Source organism: Alloyangia pacifica (genome assembly GCF_020524285.1).
Classification (GTDB): Bacteria; Pseudomonadota; Alphaproteobacteria; order Rhodobacterales; family Rhodobacteraceae; genus Salipiger; species Salipiger pacificus_B.
Genome location: NZ_JAIVKX010000018.1, coordinates 36,539 through 59,079 on the forward strand (window position 1 = coordinate 36,539; position 22,541 = coordinate 59,079).

19 protein-coding genes and 1 pseudogene are annotated in these 22,541 nt (G+C 68.1%); 4 read left to right on the top strand and 16 right to left on the bottom strand.

Annotation, left to right across the window (positions count from 1 at the left end; genetic code table 11):
* Positions 1-22: 22 nt before the first annotated feature.
* Positions 23-190 (top strand): annotated as a pseudogene (locus tag LC039_RS21715) (integrase core domain-containing protein); the annotation flags it as partial.
* Positions 191-253: 63 nt separating this feature from the next.
* On the opposite strand, the gene LC039_RS21720 reads toward LC039_RS21715, so the two are convergent.
* The 10 genes from LC039_RS21720 to hmgA form a co-directional block, all read right to left on the bottom strand.
* The gene (locus LC039_RS21720; RefSeq protein WP_226628224.1) at positions 254-727 is read right to left on the bottom strand and encodes a MarR family transcriptional regulator; all 474 of its coding nucleotides are present in this window, start codon (positions 725-727) and stop codon (positions 254-256) included.
* A gap of 20 nt (positions 728-747) precedes the next feature.
* Complete coding sequence (locus LC039_RS21725) at positions 748-2,055, bottom strand: TRAP transporter large permease (RefSeq protein WP_226628225.1); 1,308 nt, start codon at positions 2,053-2,055, stop codon at positions 748-750.
* Positions 2,048-2,503, bottom strand: a complete 456-nt coding sequence (locus LC039_RS21730; protein ID WP_226628226.1) for a TRAP transporter small permease — start codon at positions 2,501-2,503, stop codon at positions 2,048-2,050. The genes LC039_RS21725 and LC039_RS21730 overlap by 8 nt, the downstream gene beginning before the upstream one ends.
* Positions 2,500-3,540 carry a TRAP transporter substrate-binding protein gene (locus LC039_RS21735; RefSeq protein WP_226628227.1) on the bottom strand — a complete coding sequence of 347 codons (1,041 nt, stop codon included), beginning with the start codon at positions 3,538-3,540 and terminating at the stop codon, positions 2,500-2,502. Before LC039_RS21735 ends, LC039_RS21730 begins: the two co-directional genes overlap by 4 nt.
* Positions 3,541-3,594: 54 nt before the next feature.
* The gene (gene maiA, locus LC039_RS21740; RefSeq protein WP_226628365.1) at positions 3,595-4,230 is read right to left on the bottom strand and encodes a maleylacetoacetate isomerase; all 636 of its coding nucleotides are present in this window, start codon (positions 4,228-4,230) and stop codon (positions 3,595-3,597) included.
* Positions 4,223-4,417 carry a DUF2783 domain-containing protein gene (locus tag LC039_RS21745; protein ID WP_226628228.1) on the bottom strand — a complete coding sequence of 65 codons (195 nt, stop codon included), beginning with the start codon at positions 4,415-4,417 and terminating at the stop codon, positions 4,223-4,225. The genes maiA and LC039_RS21745 overlap by 8 nt, the downstream gene beginning before the upstream one ends.
* The gene (locus LC039_RS21750) at positions 4,417-6,027 is read right to left on the bottom strand and encodes an FAD-dependent oxidoreductase (protein WP_226628229.1); all 1,611 of its coding nucleotides are present in this window, start codon (positions 6,025-6,027) and stop codon (positions 4,417-4,419) included. Before LC039_RS21750 ends, LC039_RS21745 begins: the two co-directional genes overlap by 1 nt.
* Before the next feature lie 128 nt (positions 6,028-6,155).
* Entirely contained in the window at positions 6,156-7,106 is a 951-nt protein-coding gene (locus LC039_RS21755) for an MBL fold metallo-hydrolase (RefSeq protein ID WP_226628230.1), read from the bottom strand.
* 11 nt (positions 7,107-7,117) lie between these two features.
* Positions 7,118-8,359, bottom strand: a complete 1,242-nt coding sequence (fahA, locus tag LC039_RS21760; protein ID WP_226628231.1) for a fumarylacetoacetase — start codon at positions 8,357-8,359, stop codon at positions 7,118-7,120.
* Between the two features lie 111 nt (positions 8,360-8,470).
* Positions 8,471-9,838, bottom strand: coding sequence for a homogentisate 1,2-dioxygenase (gene hmgA / locus LC039_RS21765; protein ID WP_226628233.1), 1,368 nt, complete (start codon positions 9,836-9,838; stop codon positions 8,471-8,473).
* A gap of 86 nt (positions 9,839-9,924) precedes the next feature.
* On the opposite strand from hmgA, the gene LC039_RS21770 reads away from it, so the two are divergent.
* On the top strand, positions 9,925-10,371 hold the full coding sequence (locus LC039_RS21770; protein WP_226628235.1) for a MarR family winged helix-turn-helix transcriptional regulator: 447 nt from the start codon (positions 9,925-9,927) through the stop codon (positions 10,369-10,371).
* A 49-nt stretch (positions 10,372-10,420) separates the two neighbouring features.
* On the opposite strand, the gene LC039_RS21775 is transcribed toward LC039_RS21770, so the two are convergent.
* Entirely contained in the window at positions 10,421-13,573 is a 3,153-nt protein-coding gene (locus LC039_RS21775; RefSeq protein WP_226628366.1) for a 2Fe-2S iron-sulfur cluster-binding protein, read from the bottom strand.
* 110 nt (positions 13,574-13,683) lie between these two features.
* Between LC039_RS21775 and LC039_RS21780 the strand changes: the two genes are divergently transcribed.
* Positions 13,684-14,466 (top strand): helix-turn-helix transcriptional regulator, encoded by a 783-nt coding sequence (locus tag LC039_RS21780; RefSeq protein ID WP_226628236.1) that lies wholly within the window; start codon positions 13,684-13,686, stop codon positions 14,464-14,466.
* 133 nt (positions 14,467-14,599) lie between these two features.
* Here LC039_RS21780 and LC039_RS21785 read toward each other — a convergent pair whose 3' ends face one another.
* From LC039_RS21785 to coxB, 5 genes are read right to left on the bottom strand one after another with little or no spacing between them, the layout of a single operon-like run.
* The gene (locus LC039_RS21785) at positions 14,600-15,691 is read right to left on the bottom strand and encodes a c-type cytochrome (RefSeq protein ID WP_226628238.1); all 1,092 of its coding nucleotides are present in this window, start codon (positions 15,689-15,691) and stop codon (positions 14,600-14,602) included.
* Complete coding sequence (locus LC039_RS21790) at positions 15,688-16,266, bottom strand: cytochrome c oxidase assembly protein (RefSeq protein ID WP_226628239.1); 579 nt, start codon at positions 16,264-16,266, stop codon at positions 15,688-15,690. Before LC039_RS21790 ends, LC039_RS21785 begins: the two co-directional genes overlap by 4 nt.
* Positions 16,260-16,673 (bottom strand): hypothetical protein, encoded by a 414-nt coding sequence (locus LC039_RS21795; RefSeq protein WP_226628241.1) that lies wholly within the window; start codon positions 16,671-16,673, stop codon positions 16,260-16,262. Before LC039_RS21795 ends, LC039_RS21790 begins: the two co-directional genes overlap by 7 nt.
* Positions 16,673-19,228: a cytochrome c oxidase subunit I gene (ctaD, locus tag LC039_RS21800; protein ID WP_226628243.1), complete on the bottom strand. Its 2,556-nt coding sequence runs from the start codon at positions 19,226-19,228 to the stop codon at positions 16,673-16,675. Before ctaD ends, LC039_RS21795 begins: the two co-directional genes overlap by 1 nt.
* A gap of 15 nt (positions 19,229-19,243) precedes the next feature.
* On the bottom strand, positions 19,244-20,203 hold the full coding sequence (gene coxB, locus LC039_RS21805; protein WP_226628245.1) for a cytochrome c oxidase subunit II: 960 nt from the start codon (positions 20,201-20,203) through the stop codon (positions 19,244-19,246).
* Between the two features lie 571 nt (positions 20,204-20,774).
* Between coxB and LC039_RS21810 the strand changes: the two genes are divergently transcribed.
* Positions 20,775-22,505 carry a sigma-54-dependent Fis family transcriptional regulator gene (locus LC039_RS21810; RefSeq protein WP_226628246.1) on the top strand — a complete coding sequence of 577 codons (1,731 nt, stop codon included), beginning with the start codon at positions 20,775-20,777 and terminating at the stop codon, positions 22,503-22,505.
* Positions 22,506-22,541: the final 36 nt, after the last annotated feature.

The window sequence follows — 22,541 nt, forward strand, 5'->3', positions numbered from 1 at the left end:
GTAGCGCACACAACACACACACCTGAAATACGAGTGCCTCCACCTCCACGCCTTCGAAACCGGGTCTGCGGCCCGGGCAGGCGCCGGCAAGTGGATCACCTTCTACAACACCGAGCGCCCGCATTCCGCACTCGGCGGCAGGCCACCGGTCGAGGCACATCAGGGCCCTGACCTACAGGCGGCAGCATGATCAACAGGCAAGCTTGGCAGCGCCGCAAACCTGTCCGGGAAATGGGGTCCACCTCTTACCGGATCACGTCGAACTGGTCAAAGGCCCGTCGCACTCCGAGATGAAGGCGTCGAGCAGCGCGATCAGTTGCTGGTAACGCTCGGGGCCGAAGCGCGCGGCGAAGGTGTCGGTGATGTCGCGCGAGACCGGGGTGAAGCGCGCCACCAGCGCCCGGCCCTCGTCGGTCACCGAGACCACCTGACGGCGACGGTTCTCGCTGTCCTGCACCCGTTCGACCAGTGCCCGCTCGACCATCGACTGCAGGATGCGCGAGACCGAGGCGGGCTGCAGGCAGGCCGCCTCCGCCAGCCCCTGCACCGAGCAGGGGCCGCTCTCGATGAGCACCCGCAGGATACGCCATTGCGGCTCGCTCACCCCGGCTTCGGCCAGCATCGGGCGCAGCTCGCGCAGCAGCGTCTCCCGCGCGCGGATGAGCGCGATGGGGAGAGACTGGGTCGTCGGAGCGAGTGTCGTCGGATCGCTGATGCTGTCGGTCATGGAACCCCCGGTGTCCTTCGTCACAGAAGACATAGCGAAATCCACGGCACCAGCACCAGCAGCGCCAGCCTCACGAGGTCGGCGAGCCAGAACGGGATGATGCCCTTGAAGATTGTCGAGAGCGCGATGTCCGGCATGACCGAGCGCAGCACGAAGACGTTCATCCCCACCGGCGGGGTGATCAGGCTGACCTCGGTGACCACCACCACGACCACGGCGAACCAGATCAGCAGCGCCTCGGGGTCGGCCAGCGGGCCCGAGCCGAAATCGAGCTGCGCGACGATCGGGTAGAACACCGGGACGGTCAGCAGGATCATCGACAGGCTCTCGAAGACGCAGCCCATCAGCAGGTAGATGCCCACCATGATCCAGATCACCGTCCAGGGGCTGATCTCGGCACCATAGATCATGTCGACCAGCGCGTCGGGCAGCCCCGCGAAGTTGACGAAGGCCGAGAAGATCTCGGCGCCGATGATGATCGCGAAGATCATCGCCGAGGCCAGCACCGTCTCGCGGCAGGCCGAGACGAAGCCTCTCCAGTCGAGCGCCCGCATCGCAAGCGCCAGCCCGAGCGAGGCGATGGCGCCCATGCCGGCAGCCTCGATCGGGGTGAAGAAGCCGCCGTAGATGCCGACCATGATGAAGAGGAACAGCCCCAGCGTCCCCGCGACCCCCAGCTTGTCGCGGCGGGTCATCGGCTGCGAGCTGCCGGCTTCCGGCGCCAGCGAAGGATCGAGGCGCACCGCGACCATCACCGCGATCAGGTAGAAGACGATGCCGATGGCTCCGGGCAGCAGACCCGCGATGAAGAGCTTGCCAATGTCGCTCTCGGTCAGCAGCCCGTAGATGATCATGATCACCGAGGGCGGAATGAGGATGCCCAGCGTGCCGCCCGCGGCGATCGAGCCCGCGGCGAGGCTGTCGGCATAGCCTAAGCGGCGCATGGGGGGCATGGCGACACGGCTCATGGTGGCGGCGGTGGCGAGCGACGAGCCCGAGACCGCCGAGAAGCCGCCGCAGGAGAGCACCGCGGCCAGTGCCAGACCGCCGCGCATCCGGCCGAACACCCGGTCGGCCCCGGCAAACAGCCCCTGCGCGATGCCCGATCCGGCCAGCACGTTGCCCATGAAGATGAACAGCGGCACCACCGAGAGCGAGTAGCTCAGCCCGGTCTCGAAGACCGCGGCACCGACCATCGACCCGGCGGGTTGCCAGCCGCGCAGCCATGCGAAGCCGACGCCGCCGACCAGCGCCATGGCAAAGGCGATGGGCACGCGGGCGAAGACCAGCGCCAGCAGGATGACGATGGCGATGATCGATTCAGTCATGGGAGAGTTCTCGCAGCAGTCCGAAAAGCGCCGAGGCAAGGCAGGCGATGCCCCCCAGCGCGGCAAAGGGGGCCAGCGGCACGCCGAGGGAGACCGAGCGCGCGCCCTCGTGCCACTGATCCAGCATCAGGCCGAACAGCGTCCAGGCGAACCAGCACAGCACCAGCGCCGAGACCGTGGCAGCGAAGAGGCCGAGCGCCTTCTGCACCGGGCGCGGGAGCGCGCCGACCAGCAGGTCGACCTCGACATGCGCCCCGGCGCGGCTGACCAGTGGCAGCGCCACGAAGACCAGCGCCCCCAGCATCAGTTCGGTCATCTCGAAGGCGCCCGAAAGCGGCGCGTTGAGCAGGTAGCGCCCGACCACGTCGATCCCGGTCACCGCCATCAGGGCCAGCAGCAAGGTTGCCGCCAGCCCCAGGAGGATCGTTTCGAACCGCTTGGCGATCATTGCGCCGCCGACATGTCGACGCCGGTCATCTCGCGGAACCGCGCGAGCGCCGCGGTGCCGTCCTCGCCCTCGGGCAGGCTTTCCGCCCAGGCCTTTTCATGCTGCGCGGCGGCGGTTTTCACCGCCTCCAGCACCGGCGCGGAGGCGGCGTAAAGCTCGATCCCCGCCGCGTCGATCTTCTCCTTCGCGGCCACATCCGCGTCGTTCCACGCCTGGCCGACCAGTTCGGCGAAGGCCTCGCCGGAGATCGCGTCGATCGCCTGCTGGTCCTCGGGCGAGATCTCGTCCCACTTGTCCTCGTCCATCACCAGGAACCAGCTTGTGTTGTAGAGCCCGCCGGGCACGGTCATCGAATACTTGATGTCGCCCGTGAGCTTGAACGCGGTGAGCGCCTCGTAGGTGAAGGCCACCCCGTCGATCACCCCGCGCGAGAGCTTCTCGTAGACCTCGGGCGAGGACATGAAGAGCGGTGTGGCGCCCAGATCCTCGGTCAGCCCGGCGATGTAGCCACCGGGCACGCGGATCTTCAGCCCCTCCAGATCGGTGGGGGTCTCGATCTTGCGCTGGTTGTTGTGCAGCAGGCCCGGCCCGTGCATGAAGAGGCCCAGCAGATGGGTACCGGCGTGTTCCTCGCGCGCGTTCAGGTCCTCGGTGTAGACGCTCCAGAACGCCTTGGAGGCGGCCACGGCATCATCTCCGAGGAAGGAGAACTGCCCGAGCTGCGAGCCGGCGAAGCGGTCGTCCTGGGTGAAGCTGTGCAGACCGTAGGTGATGTCGGCCACCCCGTCGCGGGCCATGTCGAAATGCGCCGGCGGGCTGCCCAGCGGCTTGCCCAGCACGCGCACCGAGACGCGCCCCTCGGTCACCTCCTCGACCTTCTCGGCCCAGGGCTTGATCGCATTGACCACGATCGGGTGGCGTGGCGGCAACCAGCTCGACAGCGCCAGCTGCACGTCCTTGGCCTGCGCCACGCCGGTCAGCGCCAGCAGGGCGAGGGTCGCAAGACCCGTCTTCTTGATCGTCGTGTGGAACGTCATGGGGGATCCTCCCTTGTGGGGCCGCGGGCTCCTCCGCCCCGACCCGGTGAACTCTCAGATGGGTGCGGGTTGCATCGCCTCGGGGTCGGCCTTGCGGAAGGCATCGAGCCCGGCACAGGCCCGCGCGACACGTGTGATGCGCGTCAGGTCATCGGTGGGCACGCCCCAGCGCGCCGCATTGTAGAGCTGCGGGATCAGGCACAGATCGGCCTGGGTAAGCTCGGCGCCCATGCAATAAGGGCCGGTCTCGTCGAGCAGCGCCTCGACCGCCTCGAGCCCGGGACGGATAAAGTGCCGCATCCAGTCGCCGCGGGTGTCCTCGCGCCCCGTCAGCGCGGCGGCATGGGCCGCGACGCGCAGGTTGCAGACCGGGTGCAGGTCGCAGGCGACGGCCTGCGAGACCGCGCGCATACGCGCCGCCTCGGCCGGGTCCTTCGGGCGCAGCGAGAGCCGCCCGGTGTCCTCGAGGTAGTCGAGGATGGCGAGGCTCTGGGTCAGGCGCAGCCCGTCGATCTCGAGCACCGGCACGAGCCCCTGCGGGTTGCGCTGCAGGTGCGCGGTGCCGCGCTGGTCCCCGGCGACGAGATCGACCGGGCGGCTTTCCCAGTCGATCCCCGCGAGGTTGAGCGCGATGCGCACCCGCCAGCTCGCGGTCGAGCGCCAGTAGTCGTAAAGCACCGCTTCAGTCATAGGCACGGGCCGTCTCGAAGATCTTCTTCAGCTCGTCCACGTCACCGAAGCGGTTGGCCAGCAGCAGCAAGATCCGTACATTTAGCGCGTGGCTCTGCGCCTCGCTGAGTCCTTCGTGTGCGGCCATCAGCGCCTCGTAGGCCTCGTCACCGCGGGCACCGAGCCCCATCTCGTAGGTTTCGCGCATCATGCCATCTCCCTTTCGCAGCTGCGGCCCATGGCGCGGGCCAGCGCCTCTTTCAGCGCCGCTTCGGGCACTTTGCCGTGGAACACAGCGGCCGCATGACCATCCGGGCGCACCAGGTAGGCCACCGCGGCGCCGTAGCGCTGAAGCGCGTAGCCATTGCGGTCGTCATGTGTCTCGTAGCCGCGCCCTGACTGGCCAATGCCGACCCGTCGGATGCCCGCGTCGGGCAGATCGATCTCGCCGAAGCCGACCAGCGTGAAGTCGCCCTGCAGCAGCGGCAGCAGCCAGCCATTGCCCACCGGCGCGTCGATCATCGGCTGGCCGGGCCGCACCTGCCCCTCGCCCGGGGTCTGCAGCGCGAAGCCCTCCAGCGAGCAGGGCAGCGACAGGCGGCCGGAGTTGATCAGCCGCCGCGCGAAGGGCTGGTCATGGGCCATGCGCAGCGTCTCGTGGCGGAACAGCGCCTCGATCTCGGTCTTCGGCGTCATGAAGTTGGTCGAGCGTGAGGAATTGAGAATGTTCTCCGCCGAGCCGTGCGAGCGCTCCTCGTGGTAGCTCTCGATCAGCGCCTCATCGGCCGCGCCGGTCAGCACCGCCGCCAGCTTCCAGCCGAGGTTGTCCACGTCCTGGATGCCGCCATTGCCGCCACGCGCGCCGAAGGGGCTGACCACGTGGGCGCTGTCGCCAACGAAGACGACGCGACCATGCACGAAGCGGTCGAGCTTGATGCAGCGGAACTTGTAGACCGACAGCCAGTCGAGCCGGAACGGCCGGTCACCGACGATCGCCTTGATCCGCGGGGTGACCTTTTCTTCGCTGGCCTCGAGCTTGGCATCGGCGCCGAGGTCGAGCTGCAGGTCGATGCGGTAGATATTGTCGGGCTGCTCGTGAAGCAGCGCCGACTTGCCGGGATGGAAGGTCGGGTCGAACCAGAACCAGCGCTCTGCGGTGCCCTGCTCGAAGGGGCTCTGCTCCATCTCGATATCGGCGATTAGGAACTGTTCCTCGAAGGTCTGGCCGGTGAAATCGAGCCCCATTCGCTCGCGGGTCGGCGACCGCGCACCGTCGCAGGCCAGCAGCCGCTCTGCCGCCAGGTCGTAACTGCCCTCGGGGGTCTCGACGGTCAGCGTCACGCCATCGGGGCCGGCGCTGTGGTCCATCACCTTCGACAGGAAGCGCACGTCGATGAGCTCGGGGAATTCGCGGGCGCGGTCGAGCAGGTACTCCTCGACGTAATATTGCTGGAGGTTGATGAAGGCCGGGTATTTGTGGCCATCCTCTGGCAGCAGGTCGAAGCTGTAGACCTCCTCGTCGCCGTGGAACAGCCGGCCGACCTTCCAGGTCACGCCCTTCTCGAGCATGCGCTCTCCAACTCCGAGCCGGTCGAAGATCTCGAGCGTGCGCTTGGCCCAGCAGATGGCCCGGCTGCCGACCGAGACGACGTTGTTGTCGTCGAGCACCACCGAGCGGATGCCGTGCAGTGCCAGGTCGATGGCCATGGCCAGACCGATGGGGCCGGCGCCGACGATGGCGACCGGGGCTCCGGTGGCGGCACCGTCAAGCTCGGGCGGGCGCACGAAGGGCTGCGGGGCGTAGCTGTATGCGGGCATTCTCTCTCCTCCCTGATGCGTGCGGTCCGGCTCCTCCACCGGGCCGCGCGCGGGTCTTGTCTGGTGTGCCGTCCGGCGCGGAAGCCACGCCGGGGGCTGGTCCGGGGCTCTGCCCGGGCCTCAGCCGCTCACCCCTGCAGGTCGGCCCACATCTGCTGGTCGCGCTCGGCGGTCCAGACGCGCGGGGTGTCGATGCCGCGGGCCTCGTCGTAGGCGCGGCCGACGTTGAACGGCAGGCAGTGCTCGTAGATGGCGTAATCGGCGAACTTCGGATCGCACTCGGCGCGCACCGCGTCCCAGGCTTCCTTGAGCGAGCCGCCGCGGGCCACGACGCGGGCCACCGGCTTGTAGGTCGAGCGCACGAAATCAGCGGTGCTCTCCAGCGCCTCGGCAACCTGCGCCTCGCCCACCAGCGCGTCACCCCGGCCCGGCGCGATGGCCTTGGGCTCGTAGAACGCGATATTGGCCAGCGTCTCGGGCCAGTCGGCGAAATGGCCGTCACCGCAGTAGCAGGCCGAGTGGAACTCGACGATGTCGCCGGTGAACATCACCTCCTGGTCGGGCACCCAGATCACCGCGTCGCCGGCGGTATGCGCGCGGCCCAGGTGCATGATGTCGACCCGGCGCTTGCCGAGGTAGACGGTCATGCGGTCGCTGAATGTGGTCGTGGGGCGGGTCAGGCCGGGGATTTCCTCATGCCCCTGGAAGAGCCGCGGGAAGCGGCCGAACTCGCTGTCCCAATCCTCCTGTCCGCGCTCTTCCACCATGGCCGCGGCGGTGTCGGACATGATGATCTCCCGCGCGCCATAGGCCGATGCGCCGAGCACGCGCACGGCGTGGTAATGCGTCAGCACGAGGTGGCTGATCGGCTTGTCGGTGACCGAGCGCACGCATTCTATCACCTTGCGCGCGAGCCGCGGGGTGGCCTGCGCCTCAACGATCATCACGCTCTCGTCGCCGATGATGACGCCGGTGTTGGGATCGCCCTCGGCGGTGAAGGCATAGAGCCCCTCGCCCACCTGCGTGAAGCTGATTTTCTTTTCTTCCATGTCGCCTTGCGACGCGAATGCCTTGGCCATGAGTGCCTCCTTCAATCCTTGGTCCAGTCGGGCTGCGGCACGGCGGGCAGAACCTTGCCCGCGCAGGCGCCGAAGCCGATGCGGTAGCCATCGCCCTGGGCGGCGCCGCGCAGTGTGAGCGTGTCGCCATCCTCCAGGAAGCTGCGGGTGGCGCCGCCGGGCAGTTCCAACGGCTCCTTGCCGCCCCAGCTCAGCTCCAGCAGCGAGCCGCGGCTTTCGGGGGTGGTCCCCGAGATGGTGCCCGAGCCGAGCAGGTCGCCGGTGCGCATGGCGCAGCCGCTGCTGGTGTGGTGGCAAAGCTGCTGCGCCGCCGAGTAGTACATCTCGCGGTAGTTGGTGCGGGCGATCACCTCTTCCTCACCTCCCTCCGGGACCAGCGCCACCTCGAGGTCGATATCGTAGAGCATCGGTCCCGGCTCGCGCAGGTAGGGCAGCAGCTCGCGCTCGCGCTCCGGCGTCGAGGTGCGGAACGGCGCCAGCGCCGCGGCGGTGACGATCCACGGGCTGATCGTGGTGGCGGTGGCCTTGGACTGGAACGGGCCGAGCGGCTGGTACTCCCAGGCCTGGATGTCGCGCGCCGACCAGTCGTTGAGCAGCACGTAGCCGAAGATCATCTCGTCCGCCTGCGCCACCGAGACCATGCCCTGCGACGGCGTGCCGACGATGGCCCCCATCTCCAGCTCGAGATCGAAACGCGCGCAGGGCGCGAAGCGCGGCAGATCGTCCTGCGGGCCCTTCAGCTGGCCCCAGGGGCGGGTGACATCGGTGCCCGACACCACCACCGAGGAGGCCCGGCCGTTGTAGCCGATGGGGATTGACAGCCAGTTCGGCGGCAGCGCGTTCTCCGGCCCGCGGAACATGGTGCCGACATTGAACGCGTGGTTCTTGGCGGCGTAGAAATCGGTGTACTCGCTGACCGTGAAGGGCATCAGCAGCGACACGCTCTCCAGCGGCACCAGGTGCGGCTCGACGGCGGCGCGATGCGCCTCGTCGCCAAGCAGCTCGGTCAGCCGCGCGCGCAGCGCCGTCCAGACCTCGGGGCCGGCCGCCATCACCGCGTTCCACGACGGCGCAGCGAAGAGCGCCGCATCCTGGCCGTGGTCCACCGCGCCGACGTCGAGCACCGAGGTTCCGATCGCCACGCCCATGCGGGCGCCGCGGCCATCGTCGAAGACCCCGTAGGGCAGGTTGTTCAGAGGGAAATCGCAGCCGGGCTCGTTCGCCCCGCCGACCCAGCTCTGCATCAAGCTCATTGCAGTCCTTCCGGGGGCATCCCGCCCCTTCTTCTCTTTCCAAATACGCCGGGGGTGAATTGGCCGTAGGCCAAGAGGGGGCAGCGCCCCCTCCCCCTTTCAAGCGGCGACTCAGTCCCAGTTGCCCTCGGGCGTGCCGTCGAAGCGCTTCTTCAGGCTGTCCCAGCAGTCGATGTAATCGTCCTGCAGCGGCGCTTCCTGCGCGGCAAACCGGGTCAGGTGCTGCGGGAAACGGGTCTCGAACATGAAGCTCATCGTGTTGTCGAGCTTGCCCGGCTTCAGCTCGCCGAAGCTGGCCTTCTCGAAGGCCTCGTTGTCCGGCCCGTGCGGCAGCATCATGTTGTGGAGGCTCATCCCGCCCGGCACGAAACCCTGCGGCTTGGCGTCATACTCGCCGTAGATATTACCCATCATCTCGGACATGACGTTCTTGTGGTACCACGGCGGGCGGAAGGTGTTCTCGGCCACCATCCAGCGCTCGCGGAACAGCACGAAGTCGATATTGGCGGTGCCCTCGACGCCCGAGGGCGCGGTCAGCACGGTGAAGATCGACGGGTCGGGATGATCGAAGAGGATCGCGCCCACCGGGCAGTAGGTGCGCAGGTCGTATTTCACCGGCGCGTAATTGCCGTGCCAGGCCACAACGTCGAGCGGCGAGTGGCCGATCCAGGTCTCGTGGAACTGCCCCTGCCACTTGATCACCACGCGGCTCTTGGCATCGCGATCCTCGAAGGCGGCAACCGGCGTCTTGAAGTCGCGGCGGTTGGCCATGCAGTTGGCGCCGATCGGGCCGCGGCCCGGCAGGTCGAACTTCTGGCCGTAGTTCTCGCAGACGAAGCCGCGCGCCGGCCCGTCGATCAGCTCGACCCGGTACACGAGACCGCGCGGCAGGATGGCGATTTCCTTGGGCTCGAGGTCGATCACCCCGAGCTCGGTGCAAAATCGCAGCCGCCCCTCCTGCGGGACCACCAGCAGCTCACTGTCGGCGGAATAGAAATACTCGTCCTGCATCGAGGCGGTGACCAGGTAGATGTGGCTCGCCATGCCGACCTGCGTGAAGACGTCGCCCGCCGTGGTCATCGTGCGCATGCCGGTGAGCCAGGTCAGGCTCTCCTGCGAATGCGGCACCGGATCCCAGCGGTACTGGCCAAGGCTGATCACGTCCGGATCGACGTAGGGCGCGCTCTGCCAATAGGGCACGTCGATCTTCGCAAAGCGGCCGGTGTGCTTCACCGCCGGACGGATGCGGTAGCACCAGGTGCGCTCGTTCTGATGGCTCGGCGCGGTGAAGGCGGTGCCCGAGAGCTGCTCGCCGTAGAGCCCGTAGGCGCAACGCTGGGGCGAGTTCATCCCGTCGGGCAGCGCGCCCGGCAGCGCCTCGGTCTCGAAGTCATTGCCGAAGCCCGGCATGTAGCCCTCGTGCAGGGCGCTGATGCCAGCGGCGCGCGTCAGACCGGAAATTTTGCTCAGGTCATTCATCTCCGAAGTCCTCCCTCGACGTATTGATGACATGTTGTTAGTTACTTTTGTAACTAACAAGAGGGATTCTTGAGGTGATCAAGAAATTGGCACAAACCCGCGAAAGCGATGACATTTTCGAGCTTTCCAGTTTCACGCCCTACCTTCTCAACCAGGCGGCTGAAGCGCAGAGTGACGTGTTTTCAAGAAATTACCGCGACCGCTACGGGATGCTTCGGACCGAGTGGCGGGTGCTGTTCCACCTGGGCCGCCACGGCGACATGAGCGCCAAGGAGATCTCGGAAAGCGCCTCGATCCACAAGACCAAGGTCTCCCGCGCGGTCCGCGCGCTGGAGGAAAAGCGATTCCTCTCGCGGGTCACCAGCCCGGACGACCGGCGCAGCGAACGGCTCTCGCTGCGCCCGCCGGGACAGGAGGCGTTTCGGCACCTGTCGCGGGCGGCGCAGGACTACGAGGCCGCGCTCGAGCAGCGCCTCGGGAAACGCGACGCGTGCAAATTGCGGGAGTTGCTCAAGCGGTTGGACGGCACCTGACCTGCCGGACGGCGCGGCCCGCTGGGGCACCCCGCGGCCCGGCCCGCGTTCACAGGTCCAGCTCGATCACCCCGCCCGGTGTCGCGGCGCGACTCTGGCAGGTGATCATCGCGCCCTCCCGCTGCGCCTTCGACAGAACGAAGTCGCGGTGCTCGACCTCCCCCGCCCGCACCCCGCACTTGCACACCCCGCAGATGCCGTCGTCGCATTTGAGGTCGATCGGAATCCCCGCCGCCTGCAGGACCTCCGCCGCGCTGCGGTCCTCGGCCACCTGCAGCACGCGCCCGTCCTTCAGCCGCAGGGCAAAGGGGTGGTTCTCGTAGTCGGGCTGCTCGGGCACCGAGAAATACTCCAGGTGCCGCGCCTCCTCGGGGAAGCCGGCGCGCTCTGCCGCCGCCATGACACCCTGCATGTAGCGGTCGGGCCCGCAGGTGTAGACGTGCCATCCCGGGGCGTAGCCGCCCATGATCGCATCCAGGTCGGCGCGCGTCCCCTCGTCGGAGACATGCAGATGCACCTTCCCGGCCCAGGGCATCGCCGCCAGATCGTCGAGAAATCCGGCCCCGGCGCGCCGCGAGCAGGAGTAGTGCAGTGCAAAATCCCGACCCAAGGCGTGCAGGCGGTGGGCGAAGGCGATCATCGGCGTGATGCCGATGCCGCCGCCCATGAGCAGTGACATGGGCGCAGACTCCTCGAGAGGGAAATGGTTGATCGGCCGCGAGATGAAGATCTTCCGCCCCGGCGTGAAGATGCGGTGCATCAGCTTCGAGCCGCCCCGGCCCGCCTCCTCGCGTAGCACGGCGATCTGGTAGCGCGTGCGGTCGGCGGGATCGCCGCTCATCGAGTATTGGCGCAGGAATTCCGGCGCGACCAGGATGTCGAGATGCGCCCCGGCGGTCCATTCCGGCAGGTCCGAACCGTCGAGGCTGCGGAACTCGTATTTCGTCACATCGGCGGTCATGGCATGGGCCTCGGCCACCTCGACCCGGATCACCGGCGCATCTTCCGGCACGCTGTAGCCATGCAGGTGATCATCCCTGCCCTGCTCCAATCGCAGCTTGTACTCGCGGGCGGTGAGCATCGCCTGGTAGGCCTCGATCCCCTTTTCGCGGTCCATCGGGAAGGGATAGGGCCAGGGATGCGGCGCCAGGCGCGCGGGATAGACCGCCAGCGTCTGGTCCTCGTAGCGCAGGTCCAGCCCGGGCTGCAGATCGCGGCGATTCACCGGATGGCGGCTGGGCCGATAGGCGCCGTCCTCTTCCAATTCGATGTCCCACCACCATTTCTTGACGTCGTTCAGCCTGCCGTTGCCGACCGCGTCATCGAGCCGCGCCAGCAGCGGCGCGGCCTTCGGCACATTCATCGCCGCCCAGCGGAAAGGCCGCTCGGCAAAGAGCCCCTCGAGGTTCCACGGGCAGGTCTTCATGCACCGCCCGCACATTGCGCCGCCCTTGGTGGTGATACGGTAGGTCGCGCATTTCTGGCTGTCGGACTTCCAGATCTCGTAGCCATTGAACATCAGCTTCGGCCCGGCGGTGATCGCCCCCGACGGGCATTCCCGCGCGCATTTGTTGCAGCTCTCGCAAAAGCTCTGCAGGCCGAAGTCGATGGGCCTGTCATGTGCCAGCGGCATGTCGGTGGTCACCACTCCGGACTTGAGCCGCGGCCCGAGATAGGGGTTGAGGATCACCTCGCCGATGCGGCTCACCTCGCCCAGCCCCGACAGCAGCAGCAGAGGCGGCTGCAGCACCTCGCCATCCAGGACCGTATGCGCCTTGGCCTTGTAGCCGAGGTTGCGGATCTGCTGCGCGATGACGCCCCCGAGCAGCGAGAAGCGCAGGTAGGCGCGCATCGATTGCGCGACGCTGATCCAGTCGTCGCCGCTGGCGCCCTCCATGGTCTCGAAGCCCTGGTCGATAATCATGCTGATCGCCTGGTCGTGCGGCGGCTCGATGGGAGTGCCGAGGGCGTCGTGCGAGTACCACGCCCACTCGGGGCAGCGCGAGATCCCCACCGCGTCCGCGCCCAGGAAATAGCTCGCCGCCTTGATGTTCGCGGCATTGCGCGCGGCGTCCGCGGGCCGTGCGCCGCCCGGATCCGGCGTCCCGTCCTGGTTCAGAACGAAGGCCCCGAGCGCCCGCCGCTGCGCGGAGGAGGGCGCCGCCTTGCGCGCGTAATGGCCGCCCTTGGCCCCCTCCTGCAGCGCCTTGCCCATGTCGCCGAACTGCGCGCGGGCGAACATGTCGGCGCGCTTCGGCACCCGGGCGACCCGCGCCTCGTCGATATAGGTGGTGGGCGCGTCGACCCGCTTCAGCCGCTCGAAAGGATGCGCCCCGTCGACAAAGCGGCGGCGGTCGTAGGGGTTGCCGTTCAGCGCGGACCGCTGGACGCCACGGCCGAGCCGCCATGCCAGACCGCCCGAGCCGGGCTGCGCCGCGAGCGGCTGGTCGCAGGCCAGATCCAGACGGCAGGTGACCACGCCGACGCCGAAGCGCGTCCCGAGGAACGGCGCCTCGAGCCGCCCCTCCCGCACCATGGCCAGCCCCGCCGCCACCGTCAGCCGATTGAGATCGACGTCCGAGGCCGCCCCCGAATGCGCCTTTGCATCGTGCCCCAGCAGGCGGATGTAATTCGCGATGACATTGGCGGTCTCCGAGGCGCGCAGGCAGGCGCGCTGCGCCAGCGCATCCTTCAGCCAGTCGCAGCCGGGCTCATCCTCGCCCGGCTCGCGCGGGTTCTCGTAGAGGTAGACGATGGCATGGCTGTGCCCGCTGATTGGTGCGGGCGGTGCGGCGATGCTGTCCTTCAGGTCCGCCATGATGACATCGATCCCAGAGGCCAGGGTCTTGGTCTGGCGCGTCTGGATGTCCCTGGCCAGACGGTCGATGTCGGGATTGAGAAAGGGCGTCTCCAGCAGCGCGGCCGCGTCCAACCGGCAGATCCCGACCATGGCCGCGTCGTTGAAATAGCCGAAAGCCTTGAGGTGGTTGGCGCGCTCGACCGGATCGCCGGGAATCTCCGAGACCTCCGGGTTTGTCAGACCGCCGCGGATCGTGTCGAGGATCGCCTGATACTCGCGCATCGCGTTGACGATGCTTTCCGGCGCGTCGGGACGGTCGAAGCGGACCTGCTGCATCGGCGGCACGTCGGCAAGGTCGGGTGTTTCCCCGCGCGCAAGGGTTTCGAGCGGAAACGGCCCCATATGGACCGGGCGGTTGCGGTCGGAGAACAGTCGAGTCACGGCACCTCCCCATGCGTGTGGTTCGAACTTTCTTGATCTAGCCGGAGCGCGGCGCCTATTCTGTAACCCGAATGGATGACACCGCTTTCTCTCCCCTGCCCCGCGACCGCAGCGCGACGCTCGCCGCGCTGGTGCCGGAGCCGGGGTTCGGCGCGGCGCTGCTGGCTTATATTCGCGAGGCTGCGGACATCGTGAATTTCGGCGCCTTCTACGTGTCCGACCTGAAGCGTCCGGAGCCGGTCCTGTCGATCTGGTCCGGCGAGATGAGCGACTACTGGTTCCGCCGCAACGCCCGCACGATCGCCTCGCACGACAGCCTGCGGCAGGACTTCTCGGACCGCATCCGCCGCGCGCCGCAGGGCGCGCTGGTCATCGACCGCTGGCATCCCCCGGCGGACGATCCGCGCGCGGCGATCTATGCCCGCGACCAGGTGGTCGAGCGGGTTTCGGTCGCCTCGCGGATCGGGCGCGGCGGGCTTGTGTCCTTCTACCTGCGCGGGGTGCAGGCGGGATGGCTGTCGGACGCGGATCTCTCGCGGCTTCGCGGCGTCCTGCCGCTGGCGCACGAGTTGATCGGCCTGCGGCACCGCATCGCCGGGCACCAGCCGGGGTTGCCGGCGGACCGGTCCTTCGCGGCGCTGCGGGCAGACAATGTCGGCGCCTTCGCGGGGCTGACAGTGCGCGAGGCCGAGGTCTGCGATCTCGCCGCCCGCGGTGTCTCGGTCGAGGGCACCGCACTGGATCTGGGCATCTCCGAGAACACCGTCCGAACGCTGCGCCGGCGGGCCTACCGCCGGCTGCAGGTCGCGACGACGACGCAATTGACGCGATTGCTGTTCAGCGACCGCCGCTGAAGGCCAGGAAACGCCGTTGAAGAGCGATTGCTTCAGGGCACCGCCTTTTCACCGAAAACCGAGGTCGTCTTTTCACTCGGACTTGCGATCCAGGAAGGCTCCGCTGTTGCGTTCCGCACGACTTCGGGGCGACCTACCGCTTTTGGGCGTAATAGGCCGCGAGATCGGCGATGTCTGTATCTGTCAGGTTGCGTACCGCTGCCTGCATGAGATGCGCGCGCGGCGTCTCGGGGATCGGCCCGTCGCGGTAGAGGTGCAGCCAGTTGACCAGCCAGTAGCCGTCCTGCCCGGCGATGCGCGGCGTGTCGGCGCGTTTCGGCATGAGCCCGCCGCCGGTCCCCTCATGGCAGGAGGCGCAGCTCGCGATGTCCTCGTGCTCGTCGCCCTGCCATGCCAGCGCGCGGCCCCGCTCGGCATCGCCGAAGGGCAGCGACCGGCCTTGCCATGTGCCCCCCATACCGGCGTAGCGTTCGGCGATCGCGGAGCGGGTCTCGGTGCTCAGCGGCGCGGCGAGCGGTTCCATGAAACCGCTTTCGCGATGTCCGGTCGCATAGGCTTCGAGCACAGTTTCGAGCCAGCCCTGCGACTGCCCGGCCAGCTTCGGCGCGGTCCCGTCCCGGCCCAGCCCATCCTCGCCGTGGCACCGCGCGCAGGCCAGCTCCTGCGGGATGGCGCCCGGCAGACCGCCAAAACGCACCCCGGCGCTCTGGTATCCACCCGCACGGCCAAAGGCGGCCTCCGCGTAGGCCGCGCGGTCGAAGTCGTCGTAGTGCGACAGGAAGGCGGCCATGGCCCAGGGCTCATCGTCGCGACCCTCGCCGGGCCAACTCGGCATGCCGGTGTACTTGAAGCCGTGGCGGGCGATCCACCAGAACTCCTCCGGCTCGAAGTCGTCCGAGGTCAGCATCGGCGGCTCGGGACGCATGCCCTCGACGGCGGGGTTTCGGGGAAGGCCCGGCGCACCGTGGCAGGTCTGGCAGCCGGTGGCGAAATGCCCTGCGCCGAGGCGGATGAGCCCCGGATCGTCCAGGTCCACGTGGTCCGGCACCTCCACCCGGTTCGCCCGCACCCGCACCGCGTTGCGCAGGTACTGGTGCAGCACCTCGCCCACGCCGGGCAGATGCGGCACCGAGGCGGCGATATTGTAGGGCGCAAACCAGAAGAAGGCCGCCCCGGTGACGGCCACGGCGCCCATGCCGCCGATGATCCAGCGTTTCAGCCTCATGCCTGCGCCTCCTTGAGTTCCAGCGCCTGACCCAGCCGGCGCAGCGCCGCGACGAGGTAGATCGCGCCTCCGGCCCCGGCCATCAGCGCGCCTGCCACCTGCTGTTCCTGCAGCGCCGAAAGACCGAGGTGCCCGGCGCAGATGTCTCCGTAGAGCGTGCGCGGCGCGAGGCCGATCAGCGCGCCGAGCAGGGTCATGTGCATCGTCGTCGCCAGCAGCACCACGGCACCGCCGAAGCCGCCGGCGGCGCGCACCGTGGCCCAGAGCATCATCCCGACGATAAGAAAACTTCCCTGCTCGAGCACAAGGCCGGTGGGGCTCAGCCGTGCCCAGAGGTGCATCGCCGGCAGGTGCCAGACCCAGACCACCAGCATCTCGGCCACCGCGCCCAGCACTAGCGCCATGGCGCCCGAGGGCAGCCGCAGGGTTGGGGCCCAGAGCGCGGGCACCACCGCCGTCACGCCCAGGTGCAGCACCATGTGCAGCACCATCGAGCCCGCCGCCAGCCCGGGCAATGGACCCAGCCAGAGCGCCGCCAGCAGCGCCAGCGCGAGGAGACGGCGCGCACTCAGCATTCGCCCAGCACCATGCCGGGGATCACCGTGAAGAGGATCGCGACCGCCGAGAGCACGCAGAGCAGCAGCGCCAAGTGACCGACGAAGCGGTCGCGTGCCCGCTCCGAGCTTTCGGTGATTTCCTCGAAGATCACGAAGACGCCGCCGTAGCGGCGGATCGCAAGCACCGCCAGCCCGATGATCGCGGCGATGCAGAGCCCGCCCAGCCCGGCGATGATCCAGCGCGGCTCGGCCAGCGACGTGCCGCGCCCGAGCTTGGCGCACCAGATCGCCGCGACCCAGTAGCTGAGCAGGAAATGCGCCGCCCAGATCGAGGGGGCCGCGACAAGGATCCAGACCGAGCCCTGGTCGATGACGCGCGGCGCGTCACCGGGTGGGACGGTCTTCCTGTCTCGGGACCGGGCCATCACGCCACCCCCATGAGCATCGGGAAGAGTGCCAGCAGCGCGAAGATCACCACCGCCGTCAGCGCGAGGAAATGGGTGAAGAGCGTCAGGTTCACGCAGTCGGCGCGGTAGCGCGGCGTGCAGCGTCCGCGCCAGATGCGCGCCGCCACGTAGAGCCGCATCACCGCGTCGAGCAGCAGGTGCAGTCCCAGCCACAGGATCAGCACCCAGACGGTCGCGTCGAAGGAGGTCTCGGTGGCGTCGAGCCCGGCGCGCCAGGCGGCCCAGCACCACGCCCCGACCCCCGCTGCACCGAGCGGAACGCCCACGAGCAGCAGCGCCATCGCCTGCGCCGGGCCACCCCGCGCGAGCCGTTCTCGAGCGAGAAGCCCGGTCGCCCAGCCCGCCAGCAAGAGCGCCAGCCCGAGGAGCAGCCAGCCGAAGCCCGGCAACTTGGCGGCGCCCGGCAGGAAATCCGGCAGCGCCGTCCAGTAGAAGAAATAGCTGAACACCAGCCCCATGAAGGCGGTCATGTCACCGGTCATGGTGATGAACACCGCCCACCAGCCGGGCGAGCTATTGCCCTGCGCATAGGTCGGTAGCACCAGCCCTCGCCCCGCCTCTTTCTCGGACTTTTCGGGGATCTCCGCGGTCCCGGTCCACAGCCACCAGAGCGTGAAGCCGGCGAAGCCCGCGCCGAAGAGCAGCGTCAGCGTCCAGAGGTGGAAGGTCGCGAGGATGAACACCGCGCCGAGGCAGAAGGCCGCGCCGATGGTCAGGTAGCTCGGCCCACCGACGCGCTGCACGTAGAGCGGACGCGCGTCGAGGATGTCGGTGATGATCAACTCGCGCTTGCCCTCCTCCGCGTCGGGCAGGAACCATTCGCCGCGGTCCATCTCGCCGAGCAGCCCCTTCTGCTCCCAGAGCGGATAGCGGGTGTGGATATAGGGGATCGAACGCACGCCCCAGGGCTTGTCGGGAACCTCGGCGCTCCATTCCATCGTGCCGGCGTTCCAGAGGTTGCGCTCCACCAGCGGCGCCTTGCCGCGCGGCCAGAGCACGTTGACCGCCAGCACCACGAAGCCCGCCGCGAAGATGAAGGCGCCAACGGTCGAGACCATGTTGAGCACCGCCCAGCCATCGGTGACGTCATAGGTCCAGACCCGCCGCGGCATGCCCATCACACCCGTCCAATGCATCGGCAGGAACGTGAGGTTGAAGCCGCCGAACATCAGCCAGAAGCTCCAGCGCCCCAGCTTGTCGGACATCTTCTTCTGAGTGACGAAGGGGTACCAGTAGTGCACGCCCGCGAAGAGTGGGAAGAGCATGCCGCCGATCAGCGTGTAATGCAGGTGCGCCACCACGAAGTAGCTGTCATGCGCCTGCCAGTCGAAGGGCACCAGCGCCACCATCACCCCGGTCAGCCCGCCGAAGACGAAAATCGCCAGCGCGCCCCCGGCAAACAGCATCGGCACCGAGCGGCGCACCTTGCTGACCAGCATGGTCGCGATAAAGCAGAAGATCTGGATGCCCGTGGGCACCGACACCGCCTCGGAAGCGGCCGAGAAGAAGCTCAGCGAGATCTCCGGCAGGCCGGTGGTGAACATGTGGTGCACCCACAAACCGAACGACAGGAAGGCCACGCCCACCGCCGACAGCACGATCCACGAATGCCCGACCATGGGCCGCCCGGCGAAGGTCGGCAGGATGGTCGCGATGAGCGCGATCGAGGGCAGGAAGATAATGTAGACCTCGGGGTGGCCGAAAATCCAGAAGAGGTGCTGCCAGAGCAGCGGATCGCCGCCCCGGTCGGGATCGAAGAAGGCCCAGTCGAAGGCGCGCTCCATTTCCAGCAGCAGGTCCCCGGCGATCAGCGGCGGGAAGGCGAAGAGGATCATCCCCGCCACCACCAGCACGTACCAGCAGTAGAGCGGGATCAAGTTGAGCCGCATGCCCGGCGGACGCGACTTCAGCACGCCGACGATCAACTCGACCGCGGCGGCGATCGACGAGACCTCGATGAACGACAGGCCCAGCAGCCAGATGTCGGCCCCGAGGCCGCTGTAATCGGGATCGGACGAGAGCGGCGCATACATGAACCAGCCACCATCCGGCGCCACGCCGAAGAACACCGAGCCGCAGACGAAGATGCCGCCGATCAGGAAGCACCAGTAGCCGAAGGCCGACAGCCGCGGGAACGGCAGGTCGCGTGCGCCGAGGATCTCGGGCAGGATCAGGATCGCCACCGCCTCGAAGATCGGCACGGCGAAGAGGAACATCATCGCCGTGCCGTGCAGGGTGAAGAGCTGGTTGTAGAGGCCCTGCGACAGCAGGTCGTTGTTCGGCACCGCCAGCTGCGCGCGGATCAGCAGCGCGAGGAAGCCGGCAAAGGTGAAGAAGGCGAAGGAGGTCAGCAGGTACCACTTGCCCACCGACGAGTTGTTCACCGCCGAGATGCGCCGCCAGCCGGTCGGCGTCTGCCAGACCTTCATCAGACGCGCGCGCTGCGCCTCGTCGCGCGCCTTGTCGTAGGGCTCGGCGGGCGGCAGCTTGGAGAGGTCGATCTCTTGGGTCATGCGCGGCGCGATCCCTTACTCGAGGCTCATCAGGAAGGTCACGAGCGCGTCGAGCCGCGCGCCCTGCAAGTCCGGATAGGCGGGCATGTCGATGTCGGGTTTCATCTCGTGGGTCTCGGTGATCCAGCGCGCCATGGTCTCGGGGGTCATCTCGTAGATACCCGCCCCCAGCTTGTCGCGCGCCGCCAGGTGGGTGAGATCCGGGCCGACCGGCCCCTGCGCGTTCGTGCCGCGAATGGTGTGGCAGGCGCCGCAGCCCTCCTCGTCGAAGACCGCGAAACCCGGATCGCCCTCGTCCACCTGCGCCGGCTGTGCCTCATGCGCCAGCCATGCCTCAAAATCCTCGGGCTCCATGACGATGGCATCGAAGCGCATCAGCGCGTGCGCCCCGCCGCAGAACTCGGCGCAGAGCCCACCCCAGTTGCCGAGCCGTTTCGGGGTGAGCGCCAGGGTGGTCTCGCGACCCGGGATCATGTCCATCTTGCCTCCCAGCGCGGGAACCCAGAAGGAATGGATCACGTCGTCGGCGGTGAGGCGGAACAGCGCACGTTCTCCGAGCGGCAGGCGGATCTCGTTGGCGGTGGTGACCAGCCCCTCCGGCGTGTCGTAGATCACCCGCCACCACCAGCGCTCGCCGTCGACGCGCACGGTGAGCGCGCCGTCATCGGCGGTGATATCCCGCAGGATCAGCAGGCCCCAGACCAGCAGGCCGCCGACCACCAGCACCGGCAGCGCAACACCGCCCCAGAGGATGAAGCGCCGCGCTTCCTGCTCGCGTTCGGGCTTGGCCTCGGCACGGTGGGCATAGGTCGCGGCACCGATCACCAGCGACCAGATCACCGCGGCCCCGGCCAGCAAGACCCAGAAAAGCGTCTCGACCGATCGGGCTTCCTCGCCGGCGGCGGCGAGCCAGTTATGGCGCCCTTCGCAGCCTGCGAGGAACAGGACGAGAGCAAGCGAGGCAAGACTTTTCACAAACGGCCCTCAAGGACGAACTGCCCGGAAGCTCTGAGGTATTCCGAACCTCCTACTTGTCCATATCGAGGGGCGAATGCCTTTCTCGACCGCGACTCCCGACAGCCAGGTCGCAGGCGTGACGGCAATCGCCGGGCTCGCGGACGCGATGACCGAGAGGCCCTTCGTCAAGCTCGTCCGGGGGCAGCCGCTACGACAGTGTCGCTCGGCTCAACTCGGCTCGCGGTCGGCCGTTTTCTCTGCGCTTGCAGGACGAGGTGCGCCGGTCGCGTCGTTCAGGGCCGAGCCTTCAGCGGAAATTTCCTCGGTTCACTCGACGGGTGCAGCGCATGGATGCGCGCCGAGGTCCGCAAGCTACTCCGAGACCCGGGTGTACCAAGCGGGCCGCGGGGGCAACCGGCTACGCTGGCACCAAGCCGCAAGAGGTTTTGGGCGTCGTTGAGCGGTTCTTGGGCCGCCATGAGCCGCCCGCATCCGGCGCCGGAAGCCGTCCGCCGCACCAACCTACGAAAGTCTGAGACCTCCCGAAGCGCGCCCTGTGCTACTCTCGGCGCCGAGGAGAGGGGGAGCGATGCGTGACCATAAACATGTCGAGGAAATCGAGCAGGTCTTGGGAGGCTCTCAGACCGGGCGAGACGGGTTCGTTTCGGCCTCGTGGCGGAGATGCGTCGAACTTTACGGCATGGACCCCATGCGCCGCGACCCTGCCTACATCGTCACCGAGAGCGAGCTGCGGGATCACCGCAAGCAGGCGGAATGGATGATCGGGGCCGCGCGGTCGAGCCTGCAGAGCCTGTTCAGGCAAGTTGCCGGGCAGAACTACGTGCTGCTGCTCACGGACGCCAAGGGCATCTGCGTCGACTTCTTCGGCGATGACCTCTTCGTCGACGACCTTCGAAGCGCGGGCCTCTACCTTGGATCCAATTGGTCGGAGGATCTGGCCGGCACCTGCGGCGTCGGCGCCTGCATCGTCACGCAGGAGCCTGTGACCGTCCATCAGGACGACCACTTCGGCAACGCCCACACCACGCTCAGCTGCACCGCCGCGCCGATCTTCGACAGTCTCGGCGGGCTTGCGGCGGTGCTTGACATATCTCTGCTGCGCTCGCCGACCCCCAAGCGCAGCCAGAACCTCGCCATGAGCCTCGTCACCAGCGCGGCGCGGCGGGTGGAACTGGCCAACCTTATGGCCGAGAGCCGCCGTGACTGGGTTTTGCGCCTGTCGTCCAGTCCCGAGTTCCTCGACGTCGATCCCGAGTCCGCAGTGCGCCTTGATGGCGCGGGCAGGGTGCTGGGGTACACGCGGGCGGCGCGCCATCTGTTTCCGGAAGGGGATGAGGTCATCGGCCGACGCATCGACGACGTCCTCGATCTCTGCGTCGATGATCTGCCCGATCTGATGCGGGACCGGCCCACCGAGGAACGGATCATCGAGATGCGGGACGGAGGCGCTCTCTTCGGCCACGCCATCGCGCCGCAGGCGCCGCGCACCGCGCTCCGCAGCAGCCTCCGCGGAGGTCCGCTTGGCGGCCTTGCAGGCAAGGACCCGACCATGGGGCAGCTTCTGGCGCGGGCGGCGAAGCTCGCCCGCACCTCGGTGCCACTGCTGATCACCGGAGAAACCGGTGCGGGCAAGACCAAGCTGGCACATGCAATCCACATGGTCGGCAGTGCAAACGGGTTCCTGGCGCTCGACTGCGCGGGGCTCACGTCGCGGTCCCTGGAAGATGCCCTCACCGAGGTCAGCGGTCCCACCACCCTGCTGCTGCGCCGCATCGAGGACCTGCCGGCCGAGACCGCGCCCGCGCTGTCAGCCGCGCTGGATGGCGGAAGCTGTCTGCGCGCGATCACCACCTGCTGTACCGGACCCGGCGCGCTCGACCTGTCCCGCCCGCTGTTTCACCGGCTTGCCGGCGCAACGCTGTCCCTGCCCCCGCTGCGGCAACGCAGCGATCTCGGCTGGTTGCTGGACCGGATGCTGCGCCGACGCGCCCCCGACGACATGCGCCTCTCGCCCTCGGCGCGCGCGGCCCTGCTCGGACGGCCCTGGCCCGGCAATTTGCGCGAGATGGAGCAGGTGCTCGACGTGGCGATCGCGCTGTGCGACGGACGGGTGATCGACGTTCCCGACTTGCCGGAGCCGGTGACTGCACCCTCCGATCCGCATGATGCCGGGGAGCCGCTGGAACAAGTGATGGAGGCCTGCGGCTGGAACATGTCGCGCGCGGCCCGCCGCCTCGGGGTGAACCGTTCGACCATCCTGCGCCGACTCCGCAGGGCTGGCCTGCAACCGCCGAGCTGAGCCGTTGCGCGCCGTTGCGCGCGCAACATGCCGCGG

Bases quoted from the DNA above. Each gene is read 5' to 3' on its own strand.
- LC039_RS21735 (WP_226628227.1), bottom strand. From the start codon at position 3,540: ATGACGTTCCACACGACGATCAAGAAGACGGGTCTTGCGACCCTCGCC.
- LC039_RS21745 (WP_226628228.1), bottom strand. From the start codon at position 4,417: ATGCGCGAAACCTACGAGATGGGGCTCGGTGCCCGCGGTGACGAGGCC.
- LC039_RS21780 (WP_226628236.1), top strand. From the start codon at position 13,684: ATGGATGACACCGCTTTCTCTCCCCTGCCCCGCGACCGCAGCGCGACG.
- LC039_RS21810 (WP_226628246.1), top strand. From the start codon at position 20,775: ATGCGTGACCATAAACATGTCGAGGAAATCGAGCAGGTCTTGGGAGGC.
- LC039_RS21790 (WP_226628239.1), bottom strand. From the start codon at position 16,266: ATGCTGAGTGCGCGCCGTCTCCTCGCGCTGGCGCTGCTGGCGGCGCTC.
- LC039_RS21725 (WP_226628225.1), bottom strand. From the start codon at position 2,055: ATGACTGAATCGATCATCGCCATCGTCATCCTGCTGGCGCTGGTCTTC.
- fahA (WP_226628231.1), bottom strand. From the start codon at position 8,359: ATGAGCTTGATGCAGAGCTGGGTCGGCGGGGCGAACGAGCCCGGCTGC.
- LC039_RS21750 (WP_226628229.1), bottom strand. From the start codon at position 6,027: ATGCCCGCATACAGCTACGCCCCGCAGCCCTTCGTGCGCCCGCCCGAG.
- LC039_RS21755 (WP_226628230.1), bottom strand. From the start codon at position 7,106: ATGGCCAAGGCATTCGCGTCGCAAGGCGACATGGAAGAAAAGAAAATC.
- LC039_RS21795 (WP_226628241.1), bottom strand. From the start codon at position 16,673: ATGGCCCGGTCCCGAGACAGGAAGACCGTCCCACCCGGTGACGCGCCG.
- ctaD (WP_226628243.1), bottom strand. From the start codon at position 19,228: ATGACCCAAGAGATCGACCTCTCCAAGCTGCCGCCCGCCGAGCCCTAC.
- LC039_RS21775 (WP_226628366.1), bottom strand. From the start codon at position 13,573: ATGGGGCCGTTTCCGCTCGAAACCCTTGCGCGCGGGGAAACACCCGAC.
- maiA (WP_226628365.1), bottom strand. From the start codon at position 4,230: ATGACTGAAGCGGTGCTTTACGACTACTGGCGCTCGACCGCGAGCTGG.
- LC039_RS21730 (WP_226628226.1), bottom strand. From the start codon at position 2,503: ATGATCGCCAAGCGGTTCGAAACGATCCTCCTGGGGCTGGCGGCAACC.
- hmgA (WP_226628233.1), bottom strand. From the start codon at position 9,838: ATGAATGACCTGAGCAAAATTTCCGGTCTGACGCGCGCCGCTGGCATC.
- LC039_RS21785 (WP_226628238.1), bottom strand. From the start codon at position 15,691: ATGAGGCTGAAACGCTGGATCATCGGCGGCATGGGCGCCGTGGCCGTC.
- LC039_RS21720 (WP_226628224.1), bottom strand. From the start codon at position 727: ATGACCGACAGCATCAGCGATCCGACGACACTCGCTCCGACGACCCAG.